This is a genomic window from Acidovorax sp. ACV02 (assembly GCF_014851475.1).
GTDB lineage: Bacteria > Pseudomonadota > Gammaproteobacteria > Burkholderiales > Burkholderiaceae_C > Acidovorax > Acidovorax delafieldii.
Genome location: NZ_JACUZU010000005.1, coordinates 350,461 through 373,454, shown reverse-complemented (window position 1 = coordinate 373,454; position 22,994 = coordinate 350,461). Strand labels below are relative to the sequence as shown.

General features: G+C 65.4%; 21 protein-coding genes and 1 pseudogene. 19 read left to right on the top strand and 3 right to left on the bottom strand.

What is annotated here, in order from left to right:
• Positions 1–18: 18 nt before the first annotated feature.
• The 15 genes and pseudogenes from IB236_RS14575 to IB236_RS14505 all read left to right on the top strand — a co-directional run bounded on the left by IB236_RS14575 (position 19) and on the right by IB236_RS14505 (position 16,658).
• Positions 19–1,752, top strand: coding sequence for an IlvD/Edd family dehydratase (locus IB236_RS14575; protein ID WP_192421273.1), 1,734 nt, complete (start codon positions 19–21; stop codon positions 1,750–1,752).
• 113 nt (positions 1,753–1,865) lie between these two features.
• Entirely contained in the window at positions 1,866–2,804 is a 939-nt protein-coding gene (locus IB236_RS14570; protein WP_192421272.1) for a dihydrodipicolinate synthase family protein, read from the top strand.
• An 11-nt stretch (positions 2,805–2,815) separates the two neighbouring features.
• Complete coding sequence (locus IB236_RS14565; RefSeq protein ID WP_192421271.1) at positions 2,816–3,865, top strand: 2-dehydro-3-deoxygalactonokinase; 1,050 nt, start codon at positions 2,816–2,818, stop codon at positions 3,863–3,865.
• Positions 3,862–4,521, top strand: coding sequence for a 2-dehydro-3-deoxy-6-phosphogalactonate aldolase (locus tag IB236_RS14560; RefSeq protein WP_116749616.1), 660 nt, complete (start codon positions 3,862–3,864; stop codon positions 4,519–4,521). Before IB236_RS14565 ends, IB236_RS14560 begins: the two co-directional genes overlap by 4 nt.
• 58 nt (positions 4,522–4,579) lie before the next feature.
• Complete coding sequence (dgoD, locus tag IB236_RS14555; RefSeq protein WP_192421270.1) at positions 4,580–5,728, top strand: galactonate dehydratase; 1,149 nt, start codon at positions 4,580–4,582, stop codon at positions 5,726–5,728.
• A 664-nt stretch (positions 5,729–6,392) separates the two neighbouring features.
• A complete protein-coding gene (locus IB236_RS14550; protein WP_370539918.1) occupies positions 6,393–6,986 on the top strand; it encodes a TetR/AcrR family transcriptional regulator in 594 nt (197 codons plus the stop codon).
• 279 nt (positions 6,987–7,265) lie between these two features.
• The gene (locus tag IB236_RS14545) at positions 7,266–7,559 is read left to right on the top strand and encodes a hypothetical protein (protein WP_192421269.1); all 294 of its coding nucleotides are present in this window, start codon (positions 7,266–7,268) and stop codon (positions 7,557–7,559) included.
• A gap of 112 nt (positions 7,560–7,671) precedes the next feature.
• The gene (locus IB236_RS14540; protein ID WP_225581153.1) at positions 7,672–8,082 is read left to right on the top strand and encodes a DUF2147 domain-containing protein; all 411 of its coding nucleotides are present in this window, start codon (positions 7,672–7,674) and stop codon (positions 8,080–8,082) included.
• Positions 8,083–8,106: 24 nt separating this feature from the next.
• Positions 8,107–9,107: pseudogene (locus IB236_RS14535) on the top strand (NADP-dependent oxidoreductase).
• Between the two features lie 113 nt (positions 9,108–9,220).
• A complete protein-coding gene (locus tag IB236_RS14530) occupies positions 9,221–9,925 on the top strand; it encodes an SDR family oxidoreductase (RefSeq protein WP_192421267.1) in 705 nt (234 codons plus the stop codon).
• Between the two features lie 51 nt (positions 9,926–9,976).
• Positions 9,977–10,945 (top strand): alpha/beta fold hydrolase, encoded by a 969-nt coding sequence (locus IB236_RS14525; RefSeq protein WP_192421266.1) that lies wholly within the window; start codon positions 9,977–9,979, stop codon positions 10,943–10,945.
• 53 nt (positions 10,946–10,998) lie between these two features.
• Positions 10,999–11,799 (top strand): SDR family oxidoreductase, encoded by an 801-nt coding sequence (locus tag IB236_RS14520; protein WP_192421265.1) that lies wholly within the window; start codon positions 10,999–11,001, stop codon positions 11,797–11,799.
• Between the two features lie 73 nt (positions 11,800–11,872).
• Positions 11,873–12,949: an alkene reductase gene (locus IB236_RS14515; protein ID WP_192421264.1), complete on the top strand. Its 1,077-nt coding sequence runs from the start codon at positions 11,873–11,875 to the stop codon at positions 12,947–12,949.
• Between the two features lie 524 nt (positions 12,950–13,473).
• On the top strand, positions 13,474–14,367 hold the full coding sequence (locus tag IB236_RS14510) for a hypothetical protein (RefSeq protein WP_192421263.1): 894 nt from the start codon (positions 13,474–13,476) through the stop codon (positions 14,365–14,367).
• The gene (locus IB236_RS14505) at positions 14,364–16,658 is read left to right on the top strand and encodes an ATP-dependent DNA helicase (RefSeq protein ID WP_192421262.1); all 2,295 of its coding nucleotides are present in this window, start codon (positions 14,364–14,366) and stop codon (positions 16,656–16,658) included. The genes IB236_RS14510 and IB236_RS14505 overlap by 4 nt, the downstream gene beginning before the upstream one ends.
• Positions 16,659–16,743: 85 nt before the next feature.
• Here IB236_RS14505 and IB236_RS14500 read toward each other — a convergent pair whose 3' ends face one another.
• Together IB236_RS14500 and IB236_RS14495 are read right to left on the bottom strand one after the other, a co-directional pair.
• Positions 16,744–18,258, bottom strand: a complete 1,515-nt coding sequence (locus IB236_RS14500; RefSeq protein WP_056744313.1) for a tripartite tricarboxylate transporter permease — start codon at positions 18,256–18,258, stop codon at positions 16,744–16,746.
• 10 nt (positions 18,259–18,268) lie between these two features.
• The gene (locus IB236_RS14495) at positions 18,269–18,691 is read right to left on the bottom strand and encodes a tripartite tricarboxylate transporter TctB family protein (protein ID WP_056067517.1); all 423 of its coding nucleotides are present in this window, start codon (positions 18,689–18,691) and stop codon (positions 18,269–18,271) included.
• A gap of 152 nt (positions 18,692–18,843) precedes the next feature.
• On the opposite strand from IB236_RS14495, the gene IB236_RS14490 reads away from it, so the two are divergent.
• From IB236_RS14490 to IB236_RS14475, 4 genes are all read left to right on the top strand, one after another.
• Complete coding sequence (locus IB236_RS14490) at positions 18,844–19,542, top strand: response regulator transcription factor (protein ID WP_056067514.1); 699 nt, start codon at positions 18,844–18,846, stop codon at positions 19,540–19,542.
• A complete protein-coding gene (locus IB236_RS14485) occupies positions 19,523–21,013 on the top strand; it encodes a sensor histidine kinase (protein ID WP_056744311.1) in 1,491 nt (496 codons plus the stop codon). Before IB236_RS14490 ends, IB236_RS14485 begins: the two co-directional genes overlap by 20 nt.
• On the top strand, positions 21,010–21,753 hold the full coding sequence (locus IB236_RS14480) for a YkgJ family cysteine cluster protein (protein WP_192421261.1): 744 nt from the start codon (positions 21,010–21,012) through the stop codon (positions 21,751–21,753). Before IB236_RS14485 ends, IB236_RS14480 begins: the two co-directional genes overlap by 4 nt.
• Positions 21,754–21,873: 120 nt before the next feature.
• Positions 21,874–22,410, top strand: coding sequence for a hypothetical protein (locus IB236_RS14475; RefSeq protein WP_192421260.1), 537 nt, complete (start codon positions 21,874–21,876; stop codon positions 22,408–22,410).
• 177 nt (positions 22,411–22,587) lie between these two features.
• Here IB236_RS14475 and IB236_RS14470 read toward each other — a convergent pair whose 3' ends face one another.
• Positions 22,588–22,935 (bottom strand): nuclear transport factor 2 family protein, encoded by a 348-nt coding sequence (locus IB236_RS14470; RefSeq protein ID WP_225581152.1) that lies wholly within the window; start codon positions 22,933–22,935, stop codon positions 22,588–22,590.
• Positions 22,936–22,994 lie beyond the last annotated feature (59 nt).

Below are 22,994 nucleotides of genomic sequence, written 5' to 3'. Positions count from 1 at the left end.
TTTCTCTCGCACCCCACCATGACCACCCCCAAGCGCAAACTCCGCTCCGCCGAATGGTTCGGCACGGCCGACAAAAACGGCTTCATGTACCGCAGCTGGATGAAGAACCAGGGCATCCCCGACCACGCGTTCGACGGCCGCCCCGTGATCGGCATCTGCAACACCTGGTCCGAGCTGACCCCGTGCAACGCACACTTTCGCAAGATCGCCGAGCATGTGAAGCGCGGCATCTACGAGGCGGGCGGCTTTCCGGTGGAGTTCCCGGTGTTCTCCAACGGCGAATCCAACCTGCGCCCCACGGCCATGCTCACGCGCAACCTGGCCAGCATGGATGTGGAAGAGGCCATTCGCGGCAACCCCATCGACGCCGTGGTGCTGCTGGTGGGCTGCGACAAAACCACGCCTGCGCTGCTGATGGGCGCGGCCAGCTGCGATGTGCCCGCCATCGTGGTCACCGGCGGGCCCATGCTCAACGGCAAGCTCGACGGCAAGGACATCGGCTCGGGCACGGCCGTGTGGCGCCTGCACGAGTCACTGAAGGCGGGCGAGATCAACGAACACCAGTTCTTTGCGGCCGAGGCCGGCATGTCCCGCTCTGCCGGCACCTGCAACACCATGGGCACGGCCAGCACCATGGCCTGCATGGCTGAATCGCTGGGCACATCGCTGCCGCACAACGCAGCCATCCCGGCCGTGGACTCGCGCCGCTATGTGCTGGCCCACATGTCGGGCAAGCGCATTGTGGAGATGGCACACGAAGGGCTCACGCTCTCCAAGATCCTGACCCGCCAGGCCTTCGAGAACGCCATCCGCACCAACGCCGCCATCGGCGGCTCGACCAACGCTGTCATCCACCTGAAGGCCATCGCGGGCCGCATCGGCGTGCAGCTGGACCTGGAGGACTGGACGCGCATCGGCCGTGGCACGCCCACGCTGGTAGACCTGCAGCCCTCGGGCCGCTTCCTGATGGAAGAGTTCTACTACGCGGGCGGCCTGCCCGCCGTGCTGCGCCGCCTGGGCGAGAACGGGCTTCTGCCCCACCCCAACGCCCTCACCGTCAACGGCAAGAGCCTGTGGGACAACGTGCGCGAAGCCCCGCAATACAACGACGAGGTGATCCGCCCGATCAACAACCCGCTGATTGCCGACGGTGGCATCTGCATCCTGCGCGGCAATCTGGCGCCGCGTGGCGCGGTGCTCAAGCCCTCCGCCGCCTCACCCGAACTGCTCAAGCACCGGGGCCGCGCCGTGGTGTTCGAGAACCTGGAGCACTACAAGGAGCGCATCGTCGATGAGAACCTGGACATCGACGCGAGCTGCGTGATGGTGCTCAAGAACTGCGGCCCCAAGGGCTACCCCGGCATGGCCGAGGTGGGCAACATGGGCCTGCCGCCCAAGCTGCTGCGCCAGGGCGTGAAGGACATGGTACGCATCTCCGACGCCCGCATGAGCGGCACCGCCTACGGCACCGTGGTGCTGCACGTGGCGCCCGAGGCGGCAGCCGGTGGCCCGCTGGCTGCTGTGCGCGATGGCGACTTCATTGAGCTGGACTGCGAGAACGGCCGATTGCACCTGGACATCAGCGACGAGGAACTGGCAGCACGCCTGGCCGCGTTGGCGGGCGCGGACAACGGCGGACGCGGCGGCTACCAGCGGCTGTATGTGGACCACGTACTGCAGGCGGACGATGGTTGCGACTTTGACTTCTTGGTCGGCTGCCGGGGGGCTGCTGTGCCCCGCCACTCGCATTGATGTGCCCCACTGAGGCGCTCGTCGCAGTCAATTGCTACAGATTCAATAGCTACCAGCGCTTATTCAACTAGCGCTATAGGCATATTTCACTCAAATTCTTACCCGCACCCGCCATGCCAGCCACCCATTCCCTCCAGAACCCTCGCTACCGCGGCATCTTCCCCGTGGTGCCCACCACGTTCCATGAAGACGGCCGCCTCGACCTCGACAGCCAGAAGCGCTGCCTCGACTTCATGATCGACGCCGGTGTGGATGGCGTCTGCATCCTGGCCAACTTCTCCGAGCAGTTCTCGCTGTCCGATGCCGAGCGCGAAGTCCTCACCCGCACATCGCTGGAGCACGTGGCAGGCCGTGTGCCAGTCATCGTCACCACCACACACTACGGCACCCGCGTGTGCGCCGAGCGCAGCCGCGCCGCGCAGGACATGGGCGCGGCCATGGTGATGGCCATGCCGCCCTACCACGGTGCCACCTTCCGCGTGCCCGAGGCGCAGATTTACGAGTTCTATGCCCGTGTGTCGGATGCGATCCGCATTCCGATCATGGTGCAGGACGCGCCCGCCAGCGGCACCGTGCTTTCGGCCCCCTTCCTGGCGCGCATGGCGCAAGAGATTGAAAACCTGGCCTACTTCAAGATCGAAGTGCCCGGCGCCGCCAGCAAGCTGCGCGAGCTGATCCGCCTGGGAGGCGATGCCATCGAAGGCCCGTGGGACGGCGAAGAAGCCATCACCCTGCTGGCCGACCTGGATGCGGGCGCCACGGGCGCGATGACGGGCGGTGCGTTCCCCGACGGCATCCGCCCCATCATCGAAGCCCACCGCCAGGGTGACATGGACCAGGCGTTTGCGCTCTACCAGCGCTGGTTGCCCCTCATCAACCACGAAAACCGCCAGGGCGGCATCCTCACGGCCAAGGCACTGATGAAGGAAGGCGGCGTGATCGCCTGCGAGGCAGGCCGCCACCCCTTCCCGGCCATGCACCCCGAGGTGCGGCGCGGCCTGATCGACATCGCACGGCGGCTGGACCCGCTGGTGCTGCGCTGGGCGCGTTAAGCAGGACACCCATGGTGCCTGCACGTTATCTGGTGCCCGCCGAGGCGGGCCTGATTGCCCTGGACTGGGGCACCAGCGCATTGCGCGCCTTCCACATGGGCGCGCATGGCGAGGTGCTGGAGACGCGGCACCGCCCCTGGGGCATCATGAACCTGCCCCCCGCCACCGCGAGCGTGGCAGACGGCGAGCCCGGCGCCGCGTTTGAACGAGCACTGCAAGACACCTGCGGCGACTGGCTGGCCGCCACACCTGGCCTGCCCCTGCTGGCCTGCGGCATGGTGGGCAGCGCCCAGGGCTGGCGCGAGGCCAAGTACCTGCCGACGCCCACCTCGCTCGATGCACTGGCGCGGGGCCTGACGCTGGTGGCGCGGCGCGACGGCCCGCCGCTGCACATCGTGCCGGGCCTGTTGCAGCAGGGCGCGCTGCCCAACGTGATGCGCGGCGAAGAAACCCAGGTGCTGGGGGTGCTGGCAGGCCTTGCGCTGCCTGCAGATGCGCCCGTGCTCATCGGCCTGCCCGGCACCCACAGCAAATGGGTGCTGGCACGCCAAGGCCACATCGAACAGTTCCACACCTTCATGACCGGCGAGGTGTTTGCCGCTCTGCGCGGCCACACGATTCTGGGCAAGACCATGCAGGCTGCAGTTACACCCGACGACGATGCCTTTGCGCGCGGGCTGAAGGTGGCGCGGGGCAGCGATGCCGCGCTGGGACTGCTCTCGCACATCTTCAGCACCCGCACGCTGGGGCTGACCGGCGCGCTGGCGCCTACCGCGCAAGCGGACTACCTCTCGGGCCTGCTGATCGGGCACGAGGTGGCGAGCCTGAGCCGCGCACAGGATCAAACCCCAACAACACCACAAACGCTGGTGCTGTGCGGCGAGCCCGACCTGTGCCGCCGCTACGCCGTCGCGCTGCAGACCCATGGCTTTGCCGCACCCACCATCGCCACGCAGGCCACGGCCACCGGGCTGTGGCAGATCGCGCTGGCGGCAGGGCTGGTCGTTGCGCCCGCACCCTCCCCCTCACACCCCTTCACCGCCGGGAGCCTGGCTGCATGAACCCCATCGACAAAGCCCTGTTCCACATCCTGCAGCGCTGCGGGCTCATCGCCATCCTGCGCGGCGTGCAGCCGCACGAGGTGGTGGCCATCGGCCACGCGCTGTACGACGCAGGGTTCCGCATCATCGAAGTGCCGCTCAACTCCCCCGAGCCGCTGGCCAGCATCCGCGCGCTGCGCGATGCACTGCCCGCCGACTGCCTCGTGGGCGCAGGCACCGTGCTCTCCATCGATGCCGTTGCCGATGTGGCGGCAGCCGGCGGGCAGATCATCGTCATGCCCCACAGCGACCCCGATGTGATCCGGGCCGCCCGCGCTGCCGGCATGGCCTGCGCGCCCGGCGTGGCCACGCTGACCGAGGCCTATGCCGCGCTGGCAGCGGGCGCCAACATGCTCAAGCTGTTCCCTGCCGAGGCGCTGCCGCCCCATGTGCTCAAGGCCTGGCGCGCCGTCATCACGCCGCCCATGGCGCTGGTGCCCGTGGGCGGCATCGTGCCCGAGAGCATCGCGCCCTATGCGGCAGCGGGCGCCAGCGGCTTTGGCCTGGGCTCGGCCCTGTACCGGCCGGGCGACCAGGCTCCCGAAGTCGCGCACAAAGCCGCAGCGTTTGCGCGGGCGTGGCAGGCGTCCTTTGGCACCGCGCCCGCCACTGCCTGAACCGCCCCCCTACTCGTTCCAGCTAATCCAGCACTTCTGAACCGACTGCCCATCCCCCATGAAGATCACCCGACTCACCACGTTCATCGTCCCGCCGCGCTGGTGCTTCCTCAAAATCGAAACGGACGAAGGCATCACCGGCTGGGGCGAGCCCGTGCTGGAAGGCCGCGCGCACACCGTGGCCGCTGCGGTCGATGAACTAGCCGACTACCTCATTGGCAAAGACCCACGCCACATCGAAGACCACTGGACCGTGCTGTACCGGGGCGGCTTTTACCGGGGCGGCGGCGTGCACATGAGCGCACTGGCCGGGATCGACCAGGCCCTGTGGGACATCAAGGGCAAGGCGTTGGGCGTGCCCGTGTCCGAGCTACTGGGTGGCAATGTGCGCAGCCACATCAAGGTCTACAGCTGGATTGGCGGAGACCGCCCCAGCGAGACGGCCGCCGCTGCCCAGGCCGCCGTGGCGCGCGGCTTCACGGCCGTGAAGATGAACGGCACCGAAGAGGTGCAGTACGTGGACAGCTACGACAAGGTGGAGCGCTGCCTGCAGAACGTGGCCGCCGTGCGCGAGGCCGTGGGGCCGAATGTGGGGATTGGCGTGGACTTCCACGGCCGCGTGCACCGGCCCATGGCCAAGGTGCTGGTCAAGGAGCTGGAGCCCTACAAGCTCATGTTCATCGAAGAGCCCGTGCTGAGCGAACACGAAGAGGCGCTGAAGGAGATCGCCCGCATCTCCTCCACCCCCATCGCCCTGGGCGAGCGCCTGTACTCGCGCTGGGACTTCAAGCGCGTGCTGCAAGGCGGATATGCGGACATCATCCAGCCCGACCCCTCGCATGCCGGCGGCATCACCGAAACCCGCAAGATCGCCAGCATGGCCGAGGCCTACGACGTGGCCCTGGCCCTGCACTGCCCGCTAGGCCCAATTGCACTGGCGGCCAACCTGCAGCTGGATGCGGTTTGCTACAACGCCTTCATCCAGGAGCAAAGCCTGGGCATCCACTACAACCAGGCCAACGACCTGATGGACTATGTGTCCAACCCCGGGGTGTTTGCGTACCAGGACGGCATGGTCGCCATCCCCACGGGGCCGGGGCTAGGGATTGAGGTGAACGAAGACTACGTGCGCGAGCGGGCGCAGCAGGGGCACCGGTGGAGGAACCCGGTGTGGCGGCACCGGGATGGGAGCTTTGCGGAGTGGTGAGCGGGTCGGGAGCTTCGTCAGTGGATTCGGTGGCAATGGGCGGCTTCAGGCGGGTTTCGGACGGTCAGATTTCAGTGATGAATGTCGACCGCGACCGAAACCCAAAGCTCGCTGAACGCCGCGTCGGCTGACCGCTTTGGTGGAAGGCCGTCATTCGTCGCCAATTGTGTGTGCGCGCCTGTGTTGTCCGGACGATGACATCAGGCGAAGTCTTTTCCGTTGACCAGCTTCGGGCAGGAGCTGCTGCTCTCCACGTAGCCCCAAAGTTCGGAAGTTCCGCGTTCTTCGTCCCAGAACAGGCGTTGTTCAGGCTATCGGTCAGCGGGCGCTGCACGCCATATTGACAGACTGGTGTCCAACCGAGGATCGCCCCTTGGCGATCGTCGTTTTTAGCAACGCAAGTTATGGCTGGGCCAGATTTCGTTACCGCTCCATCCGAGAGGTCCTTGCGGCACATTGTCCTGGACGGGCAACCACCACATCAGAGTCACACCGGAGCCTTGTGGCGTGCCGGATGCCGACGCTGTCGCATTCATGGATGCCGGCAGCGGCTTGGCCCCCACCGAGGCGCCCGGGCTCATTCAATGGGAGTGCGCGTCCAATAGTTGGACTTGTAGAGTCCTTAAAATATGACGGATGCAATAATTTGCGGTACCATCAGCGCGTGAAAAATACTGCCCCCTCCCGCAAAGAGCTGAGCCACGAACGCATCGTTGCAGCGGCAGCACGCGCAATTCGGCGCAACGGCTTCGGCGGCGCGGGGGTTTCGGAGATCATGAAGGATGCGGGCCTCACGCATGGCGGCTTTTATGCCCACTTTCCTTCGCGCGAGGCGATGCTGGCAGAAGCCGCAGACAGAGCTGGCGCAGAAACCGTAGGGCTTGCCGAGTCCGCAGCGGCGGCGGCTCCGGCAGATCAGGCCCTGGAGGCCATGCTGGGCGCCTATTTGTCCGAACAGCACATCAACAACCCAGAGTCCGGCTGCCCCATGGCAGCCTTGAGTTCAGAACTCTCTCGCCAGGCCCCAGAGGTCAGGCGTGCGGCCACCCGGCGAATGAAGGAAATGGTCGATGTGGTCGCGCGGCAGTTGCCCAGCTGGGGGACCCCAGATGCCCACGAGCGCGCACTTTTCTTGGTCGCCACGATGGTGGGAGCGGTCTCTTTGGCTCGCGCGGTAGACGACCCTTCGCTGGCTGAAAGGCTTTGCAAGGCAGCTTTCAAATACGCCCGCGCGAGCGGCGAAGAGTCACAAAAATAGCTTCCATTTTTCTTGATTTAAAATTATGATGGCAATCATATTTAACATCGACTCGGAGCCAAGAAGTGCAAAGTGCATGATTTGATGCATAGCCTGCCTGGTGTTTTTTTGTTGCCAAATATGATGACTGTCATTTTCACTCTGACAATCCACCTTGAAAGGGCCCTCCAGCTGCAATGACCACCCTGCTTTACAACCCTTGCTAAGTGATTCGTCCCCCTGTTTGATACGCCGCCTTTTTCGAGGCATCTGAGCCTCACTTCCTTGGAGATACCCATCATGACCACCTTCTCTCGCTTTTTCTCGACAGCAATTCTTGCCACGCTCGCCTCGGTCGGCGCACACGCCGCAGAGTTGGATCCCGCACAATTTGCAACCCAGTTTGAGGGCAATCGCACTCGGGCCGAAGTGGCCGCCGAAGCAGCTCAAGTGCCCATGACACGGAGCCAGATCCCTTCGGGTTCGAAAGCCGAGTCCTACAAGTCCGTGGCGGACCGCTCGGTGATCCGGTCTCAAGCGGCTGACGCAGTCCGTACGGGCCAGATCTCCTCCGGCGAGACCGGTACACGGTAACTTTGGCCCAGGTGATGCGCTTTATTGCTCGATCCGTAATATGATAAATATCATATTTAAACCACTAACCCGCAACCAATCGATGGCTTTTCAGAGTTTGCTCCTTGTCGGCATGGCATGGATGCTGGCCCTGCTGCCGCACCTCGCGCAGGCCGACGAAGGAGGGCCGAAGGGTCTATGGAAAAACGTCGATGACGTGAGCAGACAGCCCCGGGCCCTGACCCGCATCACCGAGGTCAACGGTGTTCTGCTGGGCCGGATCGAAAAGGTCTTTCCAGGCCCTGCAGAAGACTACAACCCCCAACGCGACCAGTGCGAAGGCGCCAACAAGGGCGCGCCTGTCATCGGCTTGACGACTCAGAGCGGTCTCCAAAAAGACGGCGATCAGTACACCGATGGAGAGATTCTCGACTCGGACAACGGAAAGGTCTACCGTAGCAAAGTCCACCTCCTGGAGGGGGGCGGGAAGCTCAGTGCGCGCGGGCACATCGGCGTTCCCGTGCTGGGCCGTTCACAGACCTGAATACGCCAGGAGTAAGGAAGAACCATGAAAGCATTTGTCCTTGATCGCTACAGCAAAAGGGGGATCTTCGATTGGCCGAGCTGCCAACCCCGGAGCTGCGCGACGATGAAGTCCTTGTCCAGGTACACGCGGCGGGAGTGAATCTTCTGGACGCGAAGATCCGCAGTGGAGAGTTCAAGCTCATCCTGCCTTACAAACTGCCCCTGGTCCTGGGCCACGACGTGGCTGGCGTGGTCACCCAGGTGGGCGCCCGCGTGCGGCAGTTCAAAGTGGGTGATGAGGTCTATGCGCGGCCGGATGACTTTCGCATTGGCACGTTCGCAGAGTTTGTGCCAGTGAATGAGGCCTCGCTAGCGCTCAAGCCGAAGAACATCACCATGGAAGAAGCTGCGTCCCTTCCCCTGGTGGCGCTGACGGCCTGGCAAGCGCTGGTTGAGAAGGCCCAACTCAAAAAGGGCCAGAAGGTCTTTATCCAGGCGGGCTCTGGTGGTGTGGGGACCTTTGCCATCCAGCTGGCCCGGCACCTGGGCGCCACGGTGGCCGCCACCACCGGCACGGCCAATGTCGCCATGGTGAAGGACCTCGGGGCCAGCGTAGCCGTGGACTACAAGACACAGGACTTCGAGCAGATCTTGCGCGACTACGACGTCGTACTGAACAGCCAGGACAGCAAGACCCTCGAAAAATCCCTGCGTGTGCTCAAGGTCGGAGGAAAGCTCATTTCCATTTCCGGCCCGCCGGACCCGGATTTCGCAAACGCGATCAAGGCGCCCTGGTTCTTGAAGCTGGTCGTGCGGTTGCTGAGTGCAGGCGTCAGGCGCAGGGCGTTGGCGCGCCGGGTGGGCTATTCGTTCCTCTTCATGAGGGCCAACGGAAGCCAGCTGCGCGAGATCACGCGCCTGGTGGAGGCCGGGGTGATCCGGCCCGTGGTGGACCGGGTCTTCTCGTTTGAGTCCACCAACGACGCACTGGCCTATGTCGAATCCGGCCGCGCCAAAGGCAAGGTCGTGATCAAGGTGCGGTAGTCACCCAAAAAACCAAACAGAGCAAAGCCAAGCAGGGCCAAAGGCAGACACGGCCCGCCTGGCTTGGCTTTGCCCTGCGCAACGAAATCTTGATTTTTGAACTGGAGTTTCTTATGAAGATCGAAAACGCTGTAGCCCTCGTGACGGGCGCCAACCGTGGCATTGGCCTGGCCTTTGCACGTGAACTCTTGAACCGTGGCGCGCGCAAAGTCTATGCCGCCGCCCGAGACCCAGCCTCCGTCACCCTGCCCGGTGTGCAAGCGCTGAAGCTTGACGTGACCAAGCCCGAAGAAATCGCCAATGCCGTCGCTCAGGCCGGGGATGTGACCTTGCTCATCAACAACGCGGGCATCGCCCAGCCAGGGGGATTTCTCGCTGACGACAGCGAAGAAGTCGCACGCCGCATCTTCGAGACCAACTTCTTCTCCGTGCTGCGCATGAGCAAGGCCTTTGCGCCCATCCTGAAGGACAACGGGGGCGGTGCCCTGCTGAATGTGCTGTCGGTCGCATCCTGGGTGAATGGTGGAGAGCTGGCCGCGTACTCCGCCAGCAAGTCTGCAGCCTGGTCGCTCACCAACGCTCTGCGCAACGAGTTGCTGGCCCAGAAAACCCAGGTGCTCGGCCTGCACATGGCGTACGTGGACACCGATCTCACCCGGGGCTTCGATGTACCCAAGTCGAGCCCTGAAAAAATCGTCCAGCGCGCGCTGGATGGCCTCGAAGCGGGTCAGGCTGAAGTCCTGGCGGACGAACTCACCATGCTGGTCAAAAACGGCATGACCGCGCCCACGCCGACCTACCTGCACCCGCCGGGCTGATCAAGCCCCAATACGCCAGCCCCTGTGTCTTTGGCCTACCGAACGCCCGCCATGAACCCCCTTCTGAAAAAAACCACAGCTGCGCTCCTTGCGCTGGCCGCCCCTTTTGTATCCATCCCATTGCATGCCCAACAGGCCGAGCCCAATGGCACAACGCGCGCCGCGCCAGTGGCCAGCCCAGTGCGGCCAACCTGGGCCACTGCGCCCACCCAGTCCATATCGGCAGGTGGGGTGGACTTTGCCTACCGTGAGCTGGGCAAGCACCACGGCGGGACGCCGCTGATTCTGCTGGTCCACCTGGCGGCGGTGCTGGACAACTGGGACCCCCGCGTGGTGGACGGGCTTGCCGCCCAGCGCCACGTGATCGCGTTCGACAACCGGGGTGTGGGTGCATCCAGCGGCTCGCCATCCAACTCCATGGAGCAGATGGCCGATGACGCGATCACCTTCGTCAAGGCCAAGGGCTACCAGCAGGTGGACCTGTTCGGTTTCTCGATGGGCGGAATGATTGCCCAAGAGATCGCCTTGAAGGAGCCGGACCTGGTTCGCAAAATGATCCTCGCTGGCACGGGCCCGGCAGGGGGCGATGGCATCAGCTCCGTTGCGGGGGTGGCCAATCTGGACCTCTTGCGAGGCCTTTTCACGGGCCAGGACCCCAAACAATTCCTGTTCTTCACCCGCACGCCCGGCGGCATCGAAGCCGGCAAGGCTTTCCTGAAACGGCTCTCGGAGCGCACGGACAACCGTGACAAGGACATCACCGTGAGCGCCTACGTGGCCCAGTTGCAAGCCCTGAGCGCCTGGGGCAAGAAGGCGCCTGCCGATCTCTCCCAAATCAGGCAGCCGGTGCTCGTTGTCAACGGCGACAACGACCGGATGGTCCCGACGCTCAACACGCACGACCTGGCACGGCGGCTACCCAACAGCCAACTGATCATCTATCCCGACGCGGGCCATGGCGGGGTTTTCCAGTACCACGCCGACTTCGTGTCCAGCTCGCTGGCGTTCCTTGCCCGATAGATCAGACAGAGGCATACGCAGGTCAAACACCCCACTGAATTGGACAACCATCAATGACAAATCCATCTCCTAAAAAAGTCGCCCTGGTCACCGGGGCCTCCTCCGGCATTGGTGCCGTCTACGCGGACCGCCTCGCTGCGCGCGGATACGACCTGATCCTTGTCGCCCGGCGCGCCGACCGCCTGGAAGCCCTTTGCACGCAGATCGCAAAGGCGCATGGCGTCAAAGCCGACCCCATCGTGGCCGATCTGACCCAAGAGCAGGATGTAGCGCGCATCGAGACGATGGTGGCCACCCAGGAGGACTTGCAAGTCCTGGTGAACAACGCCGGTGTTGCGCGCCTGGCACCGGCTGCCCAGACGTCCGCGAATGAAGCGTTGGCCCAGATCAACCTCAACATCACAGCCCTGATGCGCCTGACGCAAGCTGCGCTGCCAGCTTTCGTGGCACGGAAGCAGGGTCTGATCATCAACATCGCCTCCGCTCTGGCCGTCCACTCGCTGCCCATCAGCGCCATTTACAGCGGCACCAAGGCCTTCGTACTGCAATACAGCAGAGGCCTGCAGCAAGAACTGGCCGACACGGGGGTGAAGGTGCAACTGGTCCTGCCAGCATCGACATCCACCGAACTCTGGGATCTGTCGGGCGTTCCGCTGGCGGCCCTCAACAAGGACACCCTGATGACGACCGAGCACATGGTCGCTGCGGCGCTCGCGGGTCTGGACCAGGGCGAAACGATCACCTGGCCATCCGTCGCCGATGCAAGCCTGTGGGAGAAGTACGAGGCCACTCGGTCCGCACTGTTTGCGGGCACCCAAGCAGGAAAGCCAGCCCCTCGCTACCAGATCGCTTGACGCCTGCGAACGGACCGCTGGCAGCTCTTCCCCTTCGCGCCCCTTCCCTCTTTAGATTTTCCTAGGACAGCCCATGCTTTTCGAAGCTTTCTCCCTGCGCGCCACCCCGCTGAGCAATCGCACAGTGATGTCGCCGCTCACGCGCAGCCGTGTGAGCGAGAGCAACACGGCCAATAGCCTCATGGCCACCTACTACGCCCAGCGTGCAAGCGCTGGCCTCATCATCACGGAAGGCACCTCCCCGTCGCCCAACGGCTTGGGCTATGCCCGCATACCGGGGCTGTTCAATGACGCTCAGGTGCAAGGCTGGAAGCTGGTGACCGATGCGGTTCATGCCAAGGGCGGCAAGATCGTCGTGCAGCTGATGCACACCGGCCGGGTGAGCCACCAGGCCAACCTGCCAACGGGTGCCGAGGTGCTTGGGCCTTCGCCCGAAACCTGCCCTGGCGAAATGTGGACCGATACGCAAGGTAGCCTGCCGCACACGCCGCCGCGCGCCATGACAGAGGCTGACATTCACAACGTGATCGGCGAGTACGCCACGGCCGCGCGCCTTGCCATCCAGGCTGGATTCGATGGCATCGAATTGCACGCAGCCAACGGCTACCTGCTGGAGCAATTCCTGAACGCCAATGTCAATCGCCGCACCGATGGGTACGGCAGCAACGCCGATGGGCGCAACCGAATCGTGCTGGAGGTCGCCCGCGCTGCAGTGAACGAGATCGGCGCCGAGCGCGTCGGCATCCGCCTGTCGCCTTGCGGTGTGGTCAATAGCACGGGCGCATTCGAGGGCGTGGACGCACAGTACCTGGCCTTGGTCCAGCAGCTCTCCGCCCTCGGCCTCATGTACGTTCACCTTCTGGACCATTCGGCCATGGGCGCCCCGCCAGTACCAGCGAAGCTGAAAGCAGATCTGAGGGCGGCATTCGATGGCCCCTTCATCCTCGCCGGCGGGTTCAACAAAGCCAGCGCACAACAGGCGCTGAGCGAAGGCCGTGCGGACCTGATCGCCATGGGCAGACCGTTCATCGCCAACCCGGACCTGGTCAAGCGCATGCGCCAAGACGCACCGTTGAGCGCGCCCGCCCCCGCCACGTTCTACACGCCCGGTGCCAAGGGCTACACGGACTATCCGACGCTCGGGGGCTGAGCATCCAACGCTCCCCGGTTGCGCTTGCAAGCCTTGGGCTCCTGGCTGCTGGCAGTAGCGATTCATAAAAAACTGCACGTCCGCGAGTCCTTCGGTTGAAAGCGTGAGGCTCCATCAGTTGTTCGCAAATCTGCTTTTCAACGCAGCCCAGTATGGTGATATCGATGCGGGTGTTGTTGTGGGGGCTCACGGGGATGAACGGGGTGTTTGGGTGAAGGTCTTGACGACGGCCTGCGCCATTTGTCTAGAGCCACACCGGCACCACTAGCCAAAGAGCCTGAAAAAAGAAGATACAAGCAATCACAAGAGCATACCCATTCAAAACTCTGTGGGATTCATATGGCCCCCTTTGCCAGGTATTTACCAAAACGCTCCTATTTCAATAGCTGCCAGTGCATATTCATGTTGCACTAGATGCCGATCTGACCTAATTTCGTCTGCGCTCCCCTTCCGCCCATCCGAAGAGCAGCGCCAGCAGGATACTGTGATTAAAATCAGTATTCCGCCAGCCCACCCACCCCGCCATGACGGTGCTGCCTTCCCCCACTTCGGACTCCCCACGCTCCGCCCCCATCACCCGCTTTCACCGCACGCGCCTGATGCAGATCTGGCGCTCGGCAGGCTGGCCGTGCAAGGATGGGCTGGAGATTGACCTGCTGGCTGCGGGCCTCATCCGCCTGCACATTGCGGCCGATGGTTGTGAAACCCTGCGCCTCACCGACGAAGGCATCCGCACCCTGGCACAGGCCCGCCAGCGTGGCGTGCGGGCGCTGAGCCTGCACGACCGGCTGGGGCAGAAGTTTGCAGCGCAGCTGCTGGCTTCGGGACGCATCGTATGGACCGAACTGTCACTGCGCGCGGTGATCGACACCGTACCGATGGGGGATGTGGTGCCGCCTGCGGCCACGGCCGATGCACCCACCAACACCGCGCCCGCCATGTCACCGCTGTGGGCCGAGGCTGACCACGCCCCCGCTGCCCGCGCCGCCGCCAATGTGTGGCGCATGGCCCGGCCCGATCTGTTCTCGGTGCGCAATACCTCGGTGCCCGCCTACCTGCAGCCCATGGTGCACGAGGTGAAGGCGAGCCGGGCCGACCTGCTGTCAGACCTGCGGCACGACGCCAAGCGGCAGGCCTATCAGTGGCTGTGCGAGGAGTGTTACTACGTCTTCCCGGCAGGCATAGCCGAGCCCGAAGAGATCCCCGAGCACTTCGGCATCTGGGTGCTACATGGCAGTGTGGAGGATGGGCGCTTTGAGCTGCTGCGCCCTGCGAGGCACAACCGCTGCACCTTGCCCTTTGCGGTGTGGATGGCGTTGTGCAAGGCCACGCCGCTGCGCAGTGAGGAAGACCCGGCCCAGGCGCATCTCGGTGAAGCGTTCGATCCCGCCATCGACAGCCACCACTCCGCACCATGACCTACACCGTGGCGGTGCGCGAGCTGTGCGAGTTCACCGCCAAGCAGGGCGACCTGGACCTGCGCTTTACGCCCGCACCCACCGCGCTGGAGGGCATGGCGGGCCATGCGGTGGCAGCGTCGCGCCGGGGTGCAGGCTATCGCGCCGAAGTGGCACTCAGCGGCAGCTACCAGAGCCTGCGCGTGCGCGGCCGGGCCGATGGCTACGACCCCGCGCAGCAGCGCATCGACGAGGTCAAGACCTTCAAAGGGCGGCTGGACCGCCAACCCGCATCGCACCGCCACCTGCACTGGGCGCAGGCCAAGGTGTATGGCTGGCTGCTGTGTGAACAGGAGCAGCTGGCGCACATCGACGTGGCACTCGTCTACCTGGACGTGGGCACGCAACAAGAGACGGTGTTCACCGAACGCTGCAACGCCGACGACCTGCGCCAGCACTTCGAGGCCCAGTGCCAGCGCTTCATTGCCTGGGCCGAACAGCAGGTGGCCCACCGTGCCGCACGCGATGCGGCACTGACCACGTTGGCGTTTCCGTTTGGCGACTTTCGCACCGGCCAGCGCCCGCTCGCCGAGGCCGTGTACAAGACGGCAGTGGCGGGCCGCTGCCTGCTGGCCCAGGCGCCCACGGGCATTGGCAAGACCATGGGCACGCTGTTCCCACTGCTCAAGGCTGCGCCTGCGCAGCACATCGACAAGGTGTTCTTTCTGGCCGCCAAAACCTCGGGGCGGCAGATGGCGCTGGATGCGCTGGCGCGCCTGTCCAACAGCGCTCCCGCACTGCCGCTGCGCGTGCTGGAGCTGGTGGCGCGCGACAAGGCCTGTGAACACCCAGACAAGGCCTGCCACGGCGAATCCTGCCCGCTGGCCCGGGGCTTTTACGACCGGCTGCCTGCCGCCCGCGCTGCCGCCGTGGCCCCCGCCAGCGCAGACAAACCCGCGTCCGTCCTGCAACAAGCCCGTGTGCGCGACGTAGCCCTGCAGCATGACATCTGCCCCTACTACCTGAGCCAGGAACTGGCCCGCTGGGCCGATGTGGTGGTGGGCGACTACAACTACTACTTTGACCTGGGCGGGCTGCTGCACGGCCTGGCCCAGGCCAACCAGTGGCGCACGGCGCTGCTGGTGGACGAGGCCCACAACCTGGTGGAGCGCGGCCGCAAGATGTTCACGGCCGAGCTGCACCCCGCCGCCTTGGCCCAGGCCCGCAGCAGCCCCACCGCTGCGCAGCACGCGCCGGTGAAGAAGGCGCTGAACAAGGTGCGCCGCGCCTGGGTGGCGCTGGACAAGGCGCACCCGGCCACGTACACGGTGCTCGAAACCTTCCCCGACAAGCTGCTGGCCGCGCTGCAGCAGTGCACCACTACGCTCACCGAGCACTTCACCGATCACCCCACCGAGCCGGACGGCGCACTGCAAACGTTCTACTTCGATGCCCTGCACCTGCAGCGCATGGCCGACCTGCTCGACGCGCATTCGATGGTGGACATCACCCAGGCCACCCACCGCCACGCCCCCAAGCCCGGCGATTCCGTGGTCTGCATCCGCAACGTGGTGCCCGCACCCTTTCTGCAACCGCGCCTCGCAGCGGCACACACCAGCACCATGTTTTCGGCCACGCTGCAGCCCGCGCGCTACTACGCCGACCTGCTGGGCCTGCCCGACGATCATGTGTGGGTGGACGTGGAATCGCCCTTTGCCGCGCACCAGCTGCAGGTGCAGGTGGCGCGCCACATTTCCACGCGCTACCCGCACCGCGCGGCGTCCCTCGCGCCCATCGCGGCGCTGATGGCGCAGCAGTTTCGCGAGCGGCCCGGCAACTACCTGGCGTTTTTCAGCAGCTATGACTACCTGCAGCAGGCTGCTGCATTGTTTGCGCAGCAACACCCCGACGTGCCGCACTGGTGCCAGTCGCGCCGCATGCTGGAGGGCGAGCAGCGCGAGTTTCTGGCGCGCTTTACCGACAGCAGCCAGGGTATTGCCTTTGCTGTGCTGGGCGGCGCGTTTGCCGAGGGCATCGACCTGCCGGGCAAGCGGTTGATTGGCGCCTTTCTGGCCACGCTGGGCCTGCCGCAGGTCAACCCCGTCAACGAGCAGATCCGCGAGCGCATGCAGGTGCTGTTTGGCGCGGGCTACGACTACACCTACCTCTACCCCGGCCTGCAAAAGGTGGTGCAGGCCGCAGGCCGCGTGATCCGCACGCCCAGCGACGAGGGCGTGGTGCACCTGATGGACGACCGGTTTGCGCAGGCCCAGGTGCGTGCGCTGCTGCCTGCATGGTGGCAGGTGGACTGAGAGGCTGAGCCACAAAAAAAGGCCGGTCACCCGTTGGGGACCGGCCTTGCAAAGGCCGCCAAAGCGGCACACAGAGAGTCAATCTTCAGGATGCAACGGGCTCCGTCACCACCAGCTCCTTGGCCTTGCCACGCTGGCGGAAAAACGCCACCGTTTGCCACAAGACGAATGCGGCGATCAGGCTGATCAGCGTGCCGCTGATAGGACGGTTGATGAACACCTCAAAGCTACCGCGCGACAGCAGCATGGAGCGGCGGAAGTTCTCTTCGAGCATGGGGCCCAGGATGAAGCCCAGCATCAGCGGCGAGGGGTCCATCTCCAGCCGCATGAACAGGTAGCCCAGCGCACCAAACGCCACAGTGATGAACACGTCGTCCAGGTTGTTGTTGATGCTGTAGGTGCCAATGCAGCAGAAGAACAAGATCGCGGGGAACAACACGTTGTACGGAATCTTGAACACCGACAGCCAGTAGCGCACCAGCGGCACGTTCAGCACCAGCAGGAAGCAGTTGCCAATCCACATGCTGGCGACCAGACCCCAGAAGAGTTCGGGGTGGCCGGCAATCATGTTGGGGCCGGGCTGGATGCCCTTGATGATGAACGCGGCCATCATCAGCGCCATCACGGCGTTCTCGGGGATACCGATGCTCATCAGCGGGATGAAGCTGGTGCGTGCAGCCGCTTCGTCCGCTGCAGCCTGGCCGGCCACGCCTTCGATGCAGCCGGTGCCGATTTCGTGGCGGTACTTGCTGACCTTCTTGTCCAGCGCATAGGCCGCAAACTGGGCGATCACGGGGCCGCCGCCGGGCAGGATGCCCAGGATGGAGCCCACCACGCTGCCACGCAGCGCGCTGGGGATGATGCGCTTGAACTCGGGCCAGGTGGGCATGAGCTTGATCTTGCCGTTGAAGGGCGAGCGCTCTTCACGCGAGTCGAGGTTCTTTGCGATCTCTGCAATGCCGAAGCAGCCCAGCGCAATGCTCACAATGCCCACGCCGTCAGCCAGGAACGGAGCGTCCCAGGTGAAGCGGGCCAGGCCGCTGTTCACGTCGGTACCGATGGAGCCCAGCAGCACGCCCACCATGCACATGGCCAGGCCATTGAGCAGGCTGCCCGTGGTCACGAAGCTCACGCACACAAAACCCACCAGCATCAGCGCGCAGTAGTCGGCAGGGCCGAACAGAAAGGCCACCTCGCCCAGGCTGGGCGCCAGGAACGCCAACACCACAATGGCCACCGTGCCCCCGATGAAGCTGGAGAACCCGGCGGTGAACAGGGCCAGCCCCGTTTTCCCTTTCAGCGTCATCGCATACCCGTCGATACACGCCACGATACTGCTCGCATGCGGGATCTTCATGGTGATGGCGCTCACGCTGTCGCCGTACTGCGCACCGTAGTAAATGCCGGCCAGCATGATGAGTGCGCCGGTGGTGTCGATGGAATAGGTCAGCGGCAGCAGCAGGCTGATGGTGGCCAGCGGGCCCAGGCCCGGCAGCAAGCCCACCAGGGTGCCCACCGTGCAGCCCAGGGCGCAGAACATCAGGTTCTGCAGCGTCAGCGCGTGGCTGAAGCCAAACGCGAGGTTGTTCAAGACTTCCATGGCGGCGACCTCAGTACAGCGGCAGGCTCACGCCCAGCAGCTTTTGGAATGCAAACGCGATGCCGACCAGCACCGCAGCGATCTTCAGGTTGCGCTTCCACGAGTACGACGTACCCGCAAACCCCGAGCAGAACACCAGAAACACGATGCCTGCGATCATGTTCACAAAGTGCGACAGCGCCGCAAAGCCGCACAGGCTGCCCAGAATGATGGCGATGTTGCGCACCTGGAAGTCCATGGGCACCGGTGCCACCAGGCGCGCGCGCACCACGGTGATGACCCCGATCACAAACAGCATGCAGCTGACGATGAACGGGAACATGCCCGGCCCTGCGCGGCCGAGCGTCCCCAGCGAATAGCTCATGGACGGCAGGCCAAAGCCCAGCGCCAAAGCCATGAGGGCAAAGCCTCTGAGTAGATTGCGGTTGATCATGTAAAGGTTGTCTCCTGATAGGCTGGACGACCCCATCCGGCGGTGCAAACGGCGCGCAGGGCTGGGGTATGCTGACGGGCAGACTATCTCCATCGAACCTGATCGCAGGCTGATCTTGGCCATGCGTAATTTCACGTAGAACCCCGACCTCCATGCGCCTCCTCCTGGTGGAAGACGACCCGGTGCTCAGCCGCACCATGGCCCAGGGCCTCGAAAACGCGGGCCACCGTGTCGAGCTGGCCCATACCGTCGAAGAAGCCCAGCACTGGTGGGCCGTACAGGCTTTCGACGCTGTGCTGCTGGACCTGAACCTGCCCCACGCTGCCCATGCGCGCAGTGGCCTGGGCAGCGGCCTCACCGCCCTGCGCAGCGCCCGTGCGCGCGGCGACCGCACCCCCGTGCTGGTGCTCAGTGCCCGCGACAGCACCGAGGAGCGCATTGCCGGGCTGGACGCCGGCGCCGACGACTATCTGGGCAAGCCCTATGAACTCAAAGAGGTGGAAGCGCGCCTGCGCGCGCTGCTGCGACGCGCCAGCGGCACCGCCGACATCGTCACCGTGGGCCAGCTGGTGCTCGACCGCCAGGCGCGCCGCGTCAGCGTGGCCGGGCAACCGCTGGAGCTGCCCGCGCGCGAGTTCGATTTGCTGTGGGAGCTGATGACCCCGCCCGGCCGTGTGCTGAGCAAGGGCGACTTGTCCTCGCGCCTGTCGGACGGTAGTGAGGTGGTGGGCGAAAACGCGCTGGAGGCCTCGTTCTCCCGCCTGCGGCGCAAGATTGCCGGCAGCGGCGCGGCGATCCGCACGCTGCGTGGGCTGGGTTACGTGCTAGAGGATGACGTTGGCCAGTCCTGAACCCGGCCCCGCACCGCTGCACCAGCAGCCGCCCGACCTGCGCCAGCGCATAGGCCGGCGCGTGCTGCTGTCACTGGTGCTGATCTGGGGGCTGGGCAGCACGGTGGTGCTGGGCGTGGGCAACCACTTTGTGGCCGAGGCATTTGACCGAGCGTTGCTCGACGACGCACACGCCGTGGCCGCCCATGTGCGCGGCGGCCAGCCGACAGATCCTGCGCGCGACCCTTTGCGGCTGGACCTCACGCCGCGCGAGGTGGGTCTGCTGCGTTTTGACCAGAGCGAAACCGTATGGTTTGCGGTGTACGCGCCCGATGGCAGCTTCATCGCAGGCGACCCCCATTTGGCGCCGGGCGTGGTGGCGGCGGGCAGCAGCCACGCCTTTTCGCAGCTTTCGCAAGACGGGCGCGAGCTGCGGCGCGCCACCTTGCAGATTGCGGGGCCGCCCTCTTTCACCGTCGTCATGGCGCAGACCACCGCCGAGCGCACGCAGCTGCTGCGCAGGCTGCTGGTGTACTCGGGCCTGGCCCAGCTGTGGCTGCTGGTGGTGCTGGGGTCGTGGCTGCTGCGTGGCATCGAGCGCGACCTGCATCCGCTGGGTGCACTGCAGGACGCCATGGACCAGCGCGACGCTGCCGACCTGCAACCCCTGCCGCCCGCGCTGACGCAACAGGCCAGCACCAGCGACGTGCAACGCCTGGGCGTGGCCCTGGACGGCTTGCTGGCGCGGGTGCAGCAAAGCCTGCACGCGCAGCGCGAATTTGCGGGCAACGTGGCGCACGAGCTGCGCACTCCGCTCGCTGGCATCCGCGCCCAGGCCGCCCACGCACTGGCCCACAACGACCCGGCCGTCTGGCGCAGCGAAATCGAGGGCATCGCCCAAGCCGAACAGCGCGCCAGCCGCACCGTGGACCAGCTGCTGGCCCTGGCCCGTGCGGCCGAGGGTGGCATCGCGCTGACGTTGCAGCCCTTGGCCTTGCACTCGCTGGTGCGCGACGTGCTGCTGCGCTACCTGCCACGCGCCGATGCCCTGGGAGTGGACCTGGGCGCCGAGGGGCTGGACCAGGCCGTGGTGGTGCGGGGCAACACAGCGCTGGTCGAAGGCATCCTGAACAACCTGCTGGACAACGCACTGCGCTACGGGCGCGGCACGCCACCCCGCATCACCGTGGCGCTGCACACCGAGCCCGGCTTTGGTGTGCTGCGCGTGACCGATAACGGCCCCGGCGTGGACGCCACGCTGGCGCAGCAGCTGCAACAGCGCTGGGCGCAGGGCGACCAGGGCCAGCGCCTGGGCCAGGGTGCAGGGCTGGGCCTGGCCATCGTGGCGCGGTATGTGCAGCTGATGGAAGGACGGCTGGAACTGGCGGCAGCCAGCGACACAACCGACGGATCTGGCCTCGCGGCCAGCGTGTGGCTGCCGTTGGCGCCCAATGCGCCTGCCCCCTCCAGCACGCTCCCCACAACCCCATGACGAGCCCGCCCGACCCAGCACTGACCGAGGCAGAGCAAGCGGCCTTCCTGCAGTCCATCGCCCGCGTGCGCAGCGCGGCCGGGCGGGCCTTGCGGGCGGTGCAGGCCCACGCCATGCAGGGCGCTGCAGCCCATGGCACCGAGGCCAACGCCGCCGCCCAGGCCGCCGTCGATTTCATCGCCCAACTGCACAAGGGCCTGGATACCGTGGCAGAACAAGCCCGCGCCACCGGCCCCCAGCCAGCGTGCCAGGCGGGCTGCGCGCACTGCTGCCACCTGCGCGTGGAGGCGACGGAGCCCGAGGTGCTGCGCATCGCCCAGCACCTGCGCACGCTGCCCGGCGCGGACCAGGCCACAACCCTGCTGCGCCTGCAGCAGCACGTCGCGGCGGCAAGCGCGGGCAGCACGCGCCAGCCCTGCAGCTTTCTCGTCAATGATCGGTGTGCCATCTACAGCGTGCGCCCTGCCGCCTGCCGCAAGGCGCATTCCTTGTCGGCTGTGCACTGTGCAGAGCAATCGCCCACCATCCCGCAAAACCTACGCCTGCTGGTGGACGCCGAAGCGCTGATGGCCGGCACCGCCCTGGCCTACCGCGACCAGCCCTTGCCCGCCAGCGCCCACGAACTCAACGCCGCCGTGCTGGCAGCCCTGGACGGCACGCCGCTCCACGCACCCAGCGCTCTGCTGCGCTGGTACCGGGGTGACGAAGGCGCGCTGGCCCTGCCCACCACATTGCCGTGAAAGCCCACGCGCCTTGATGTCCGTCAAGACCCACCGCAACCAGCCGCCCACAATGCAGCCAGCCCCGCAGCCGCCTGGCCGTGCGGCCGAACTTCTCGACGCCCCCCCGCCTCACGCCTGATGACCCAGCCCACCCTCCGCTCCTGTGCCCCCCTCCACCTGGCAGCCGCTGCCGCCATGGTGGCGGGCCTGGCAGGCTGCAGCAAGCCCGAAGCCACCGGCCCCGCCACCACCAGCTTCGATGCCATCACCACCGCGTGCACCCAGTTCCTGGCCGCACGGCAACCCCATGTACTGCCTGGCGCCGCGGGCGACTGGACCCTGACCGGCTACAGCCCTGCCCTGGTCCAGCCCGAAGTCACGCGCACCGAATCCACCGTGACACCCTACGTAGGCAAGCTCGTCATCAAGGACAACGAGGCCCAGGCCCACGCACCCACCGAAGCCGCCGCCCAGGCCATCACCCTCACCCCCGCGCACCTGCTGTCCAACCGCACGCACACCTTCATCTACAGTTTTGACGGCACCCAGTGGCGCTGGCAGAACGGCCAGCGGCTGACCAAGATACCGGGGCAGAACGACCGGCTGGAGGCCGTGGCGCTGGCGGATGTCTCGGCAGCAGGGCCCAGGGGGTTTGCGGGGTGCTTGCCGCGTTGAGTCGGATCAACACGCTCTCTTTTTGATAGCTATTACCGCATGATTCACTAGCGCTTCCGGCTGTTTTTGATCAAATTCCGCATCAAAACAGCACAGCGCCGCCCACCTCCGCCTCGTGCAGCCTGGTGCCGCACGCCGGCCCTGAGGGCCGTCGCGCAGCCAAGCCATTCACACCGCTCATTCCAGGTCGGCATCCAGCCGGGCGATAAGGCCCTGCGCATTCACGGTGATGTCAAGGTTGCCGATCTCGTGACCAAAATCCCCCGTGAAGTCCACCCGCACCCTCGCGCGCTGCGGCCCCAGGCGTTGCATCGACAGGAACCGGGTCACCGTCTGGTAACCGACGAAGTACTGTTCGACATAGCGGCGTATTCCGGCATGGCCATCAAAACGGTGGCCCGTGGAGGGGTCGTCGATCACGGCATCGTGTGCAAAAAGGGCGAGCACCCGCTCCACCGCCAATGCGTTGGTGGCCGCGATCAGCGCATCCGCCACGTGGCGCAGGTGTTCGTGCGTCGGGGCCATCGCACCATGCCGCAGGCCTGCAGCGTCGTCCCTGCTGGCTGGCCCGCTGGCGCTTTCTG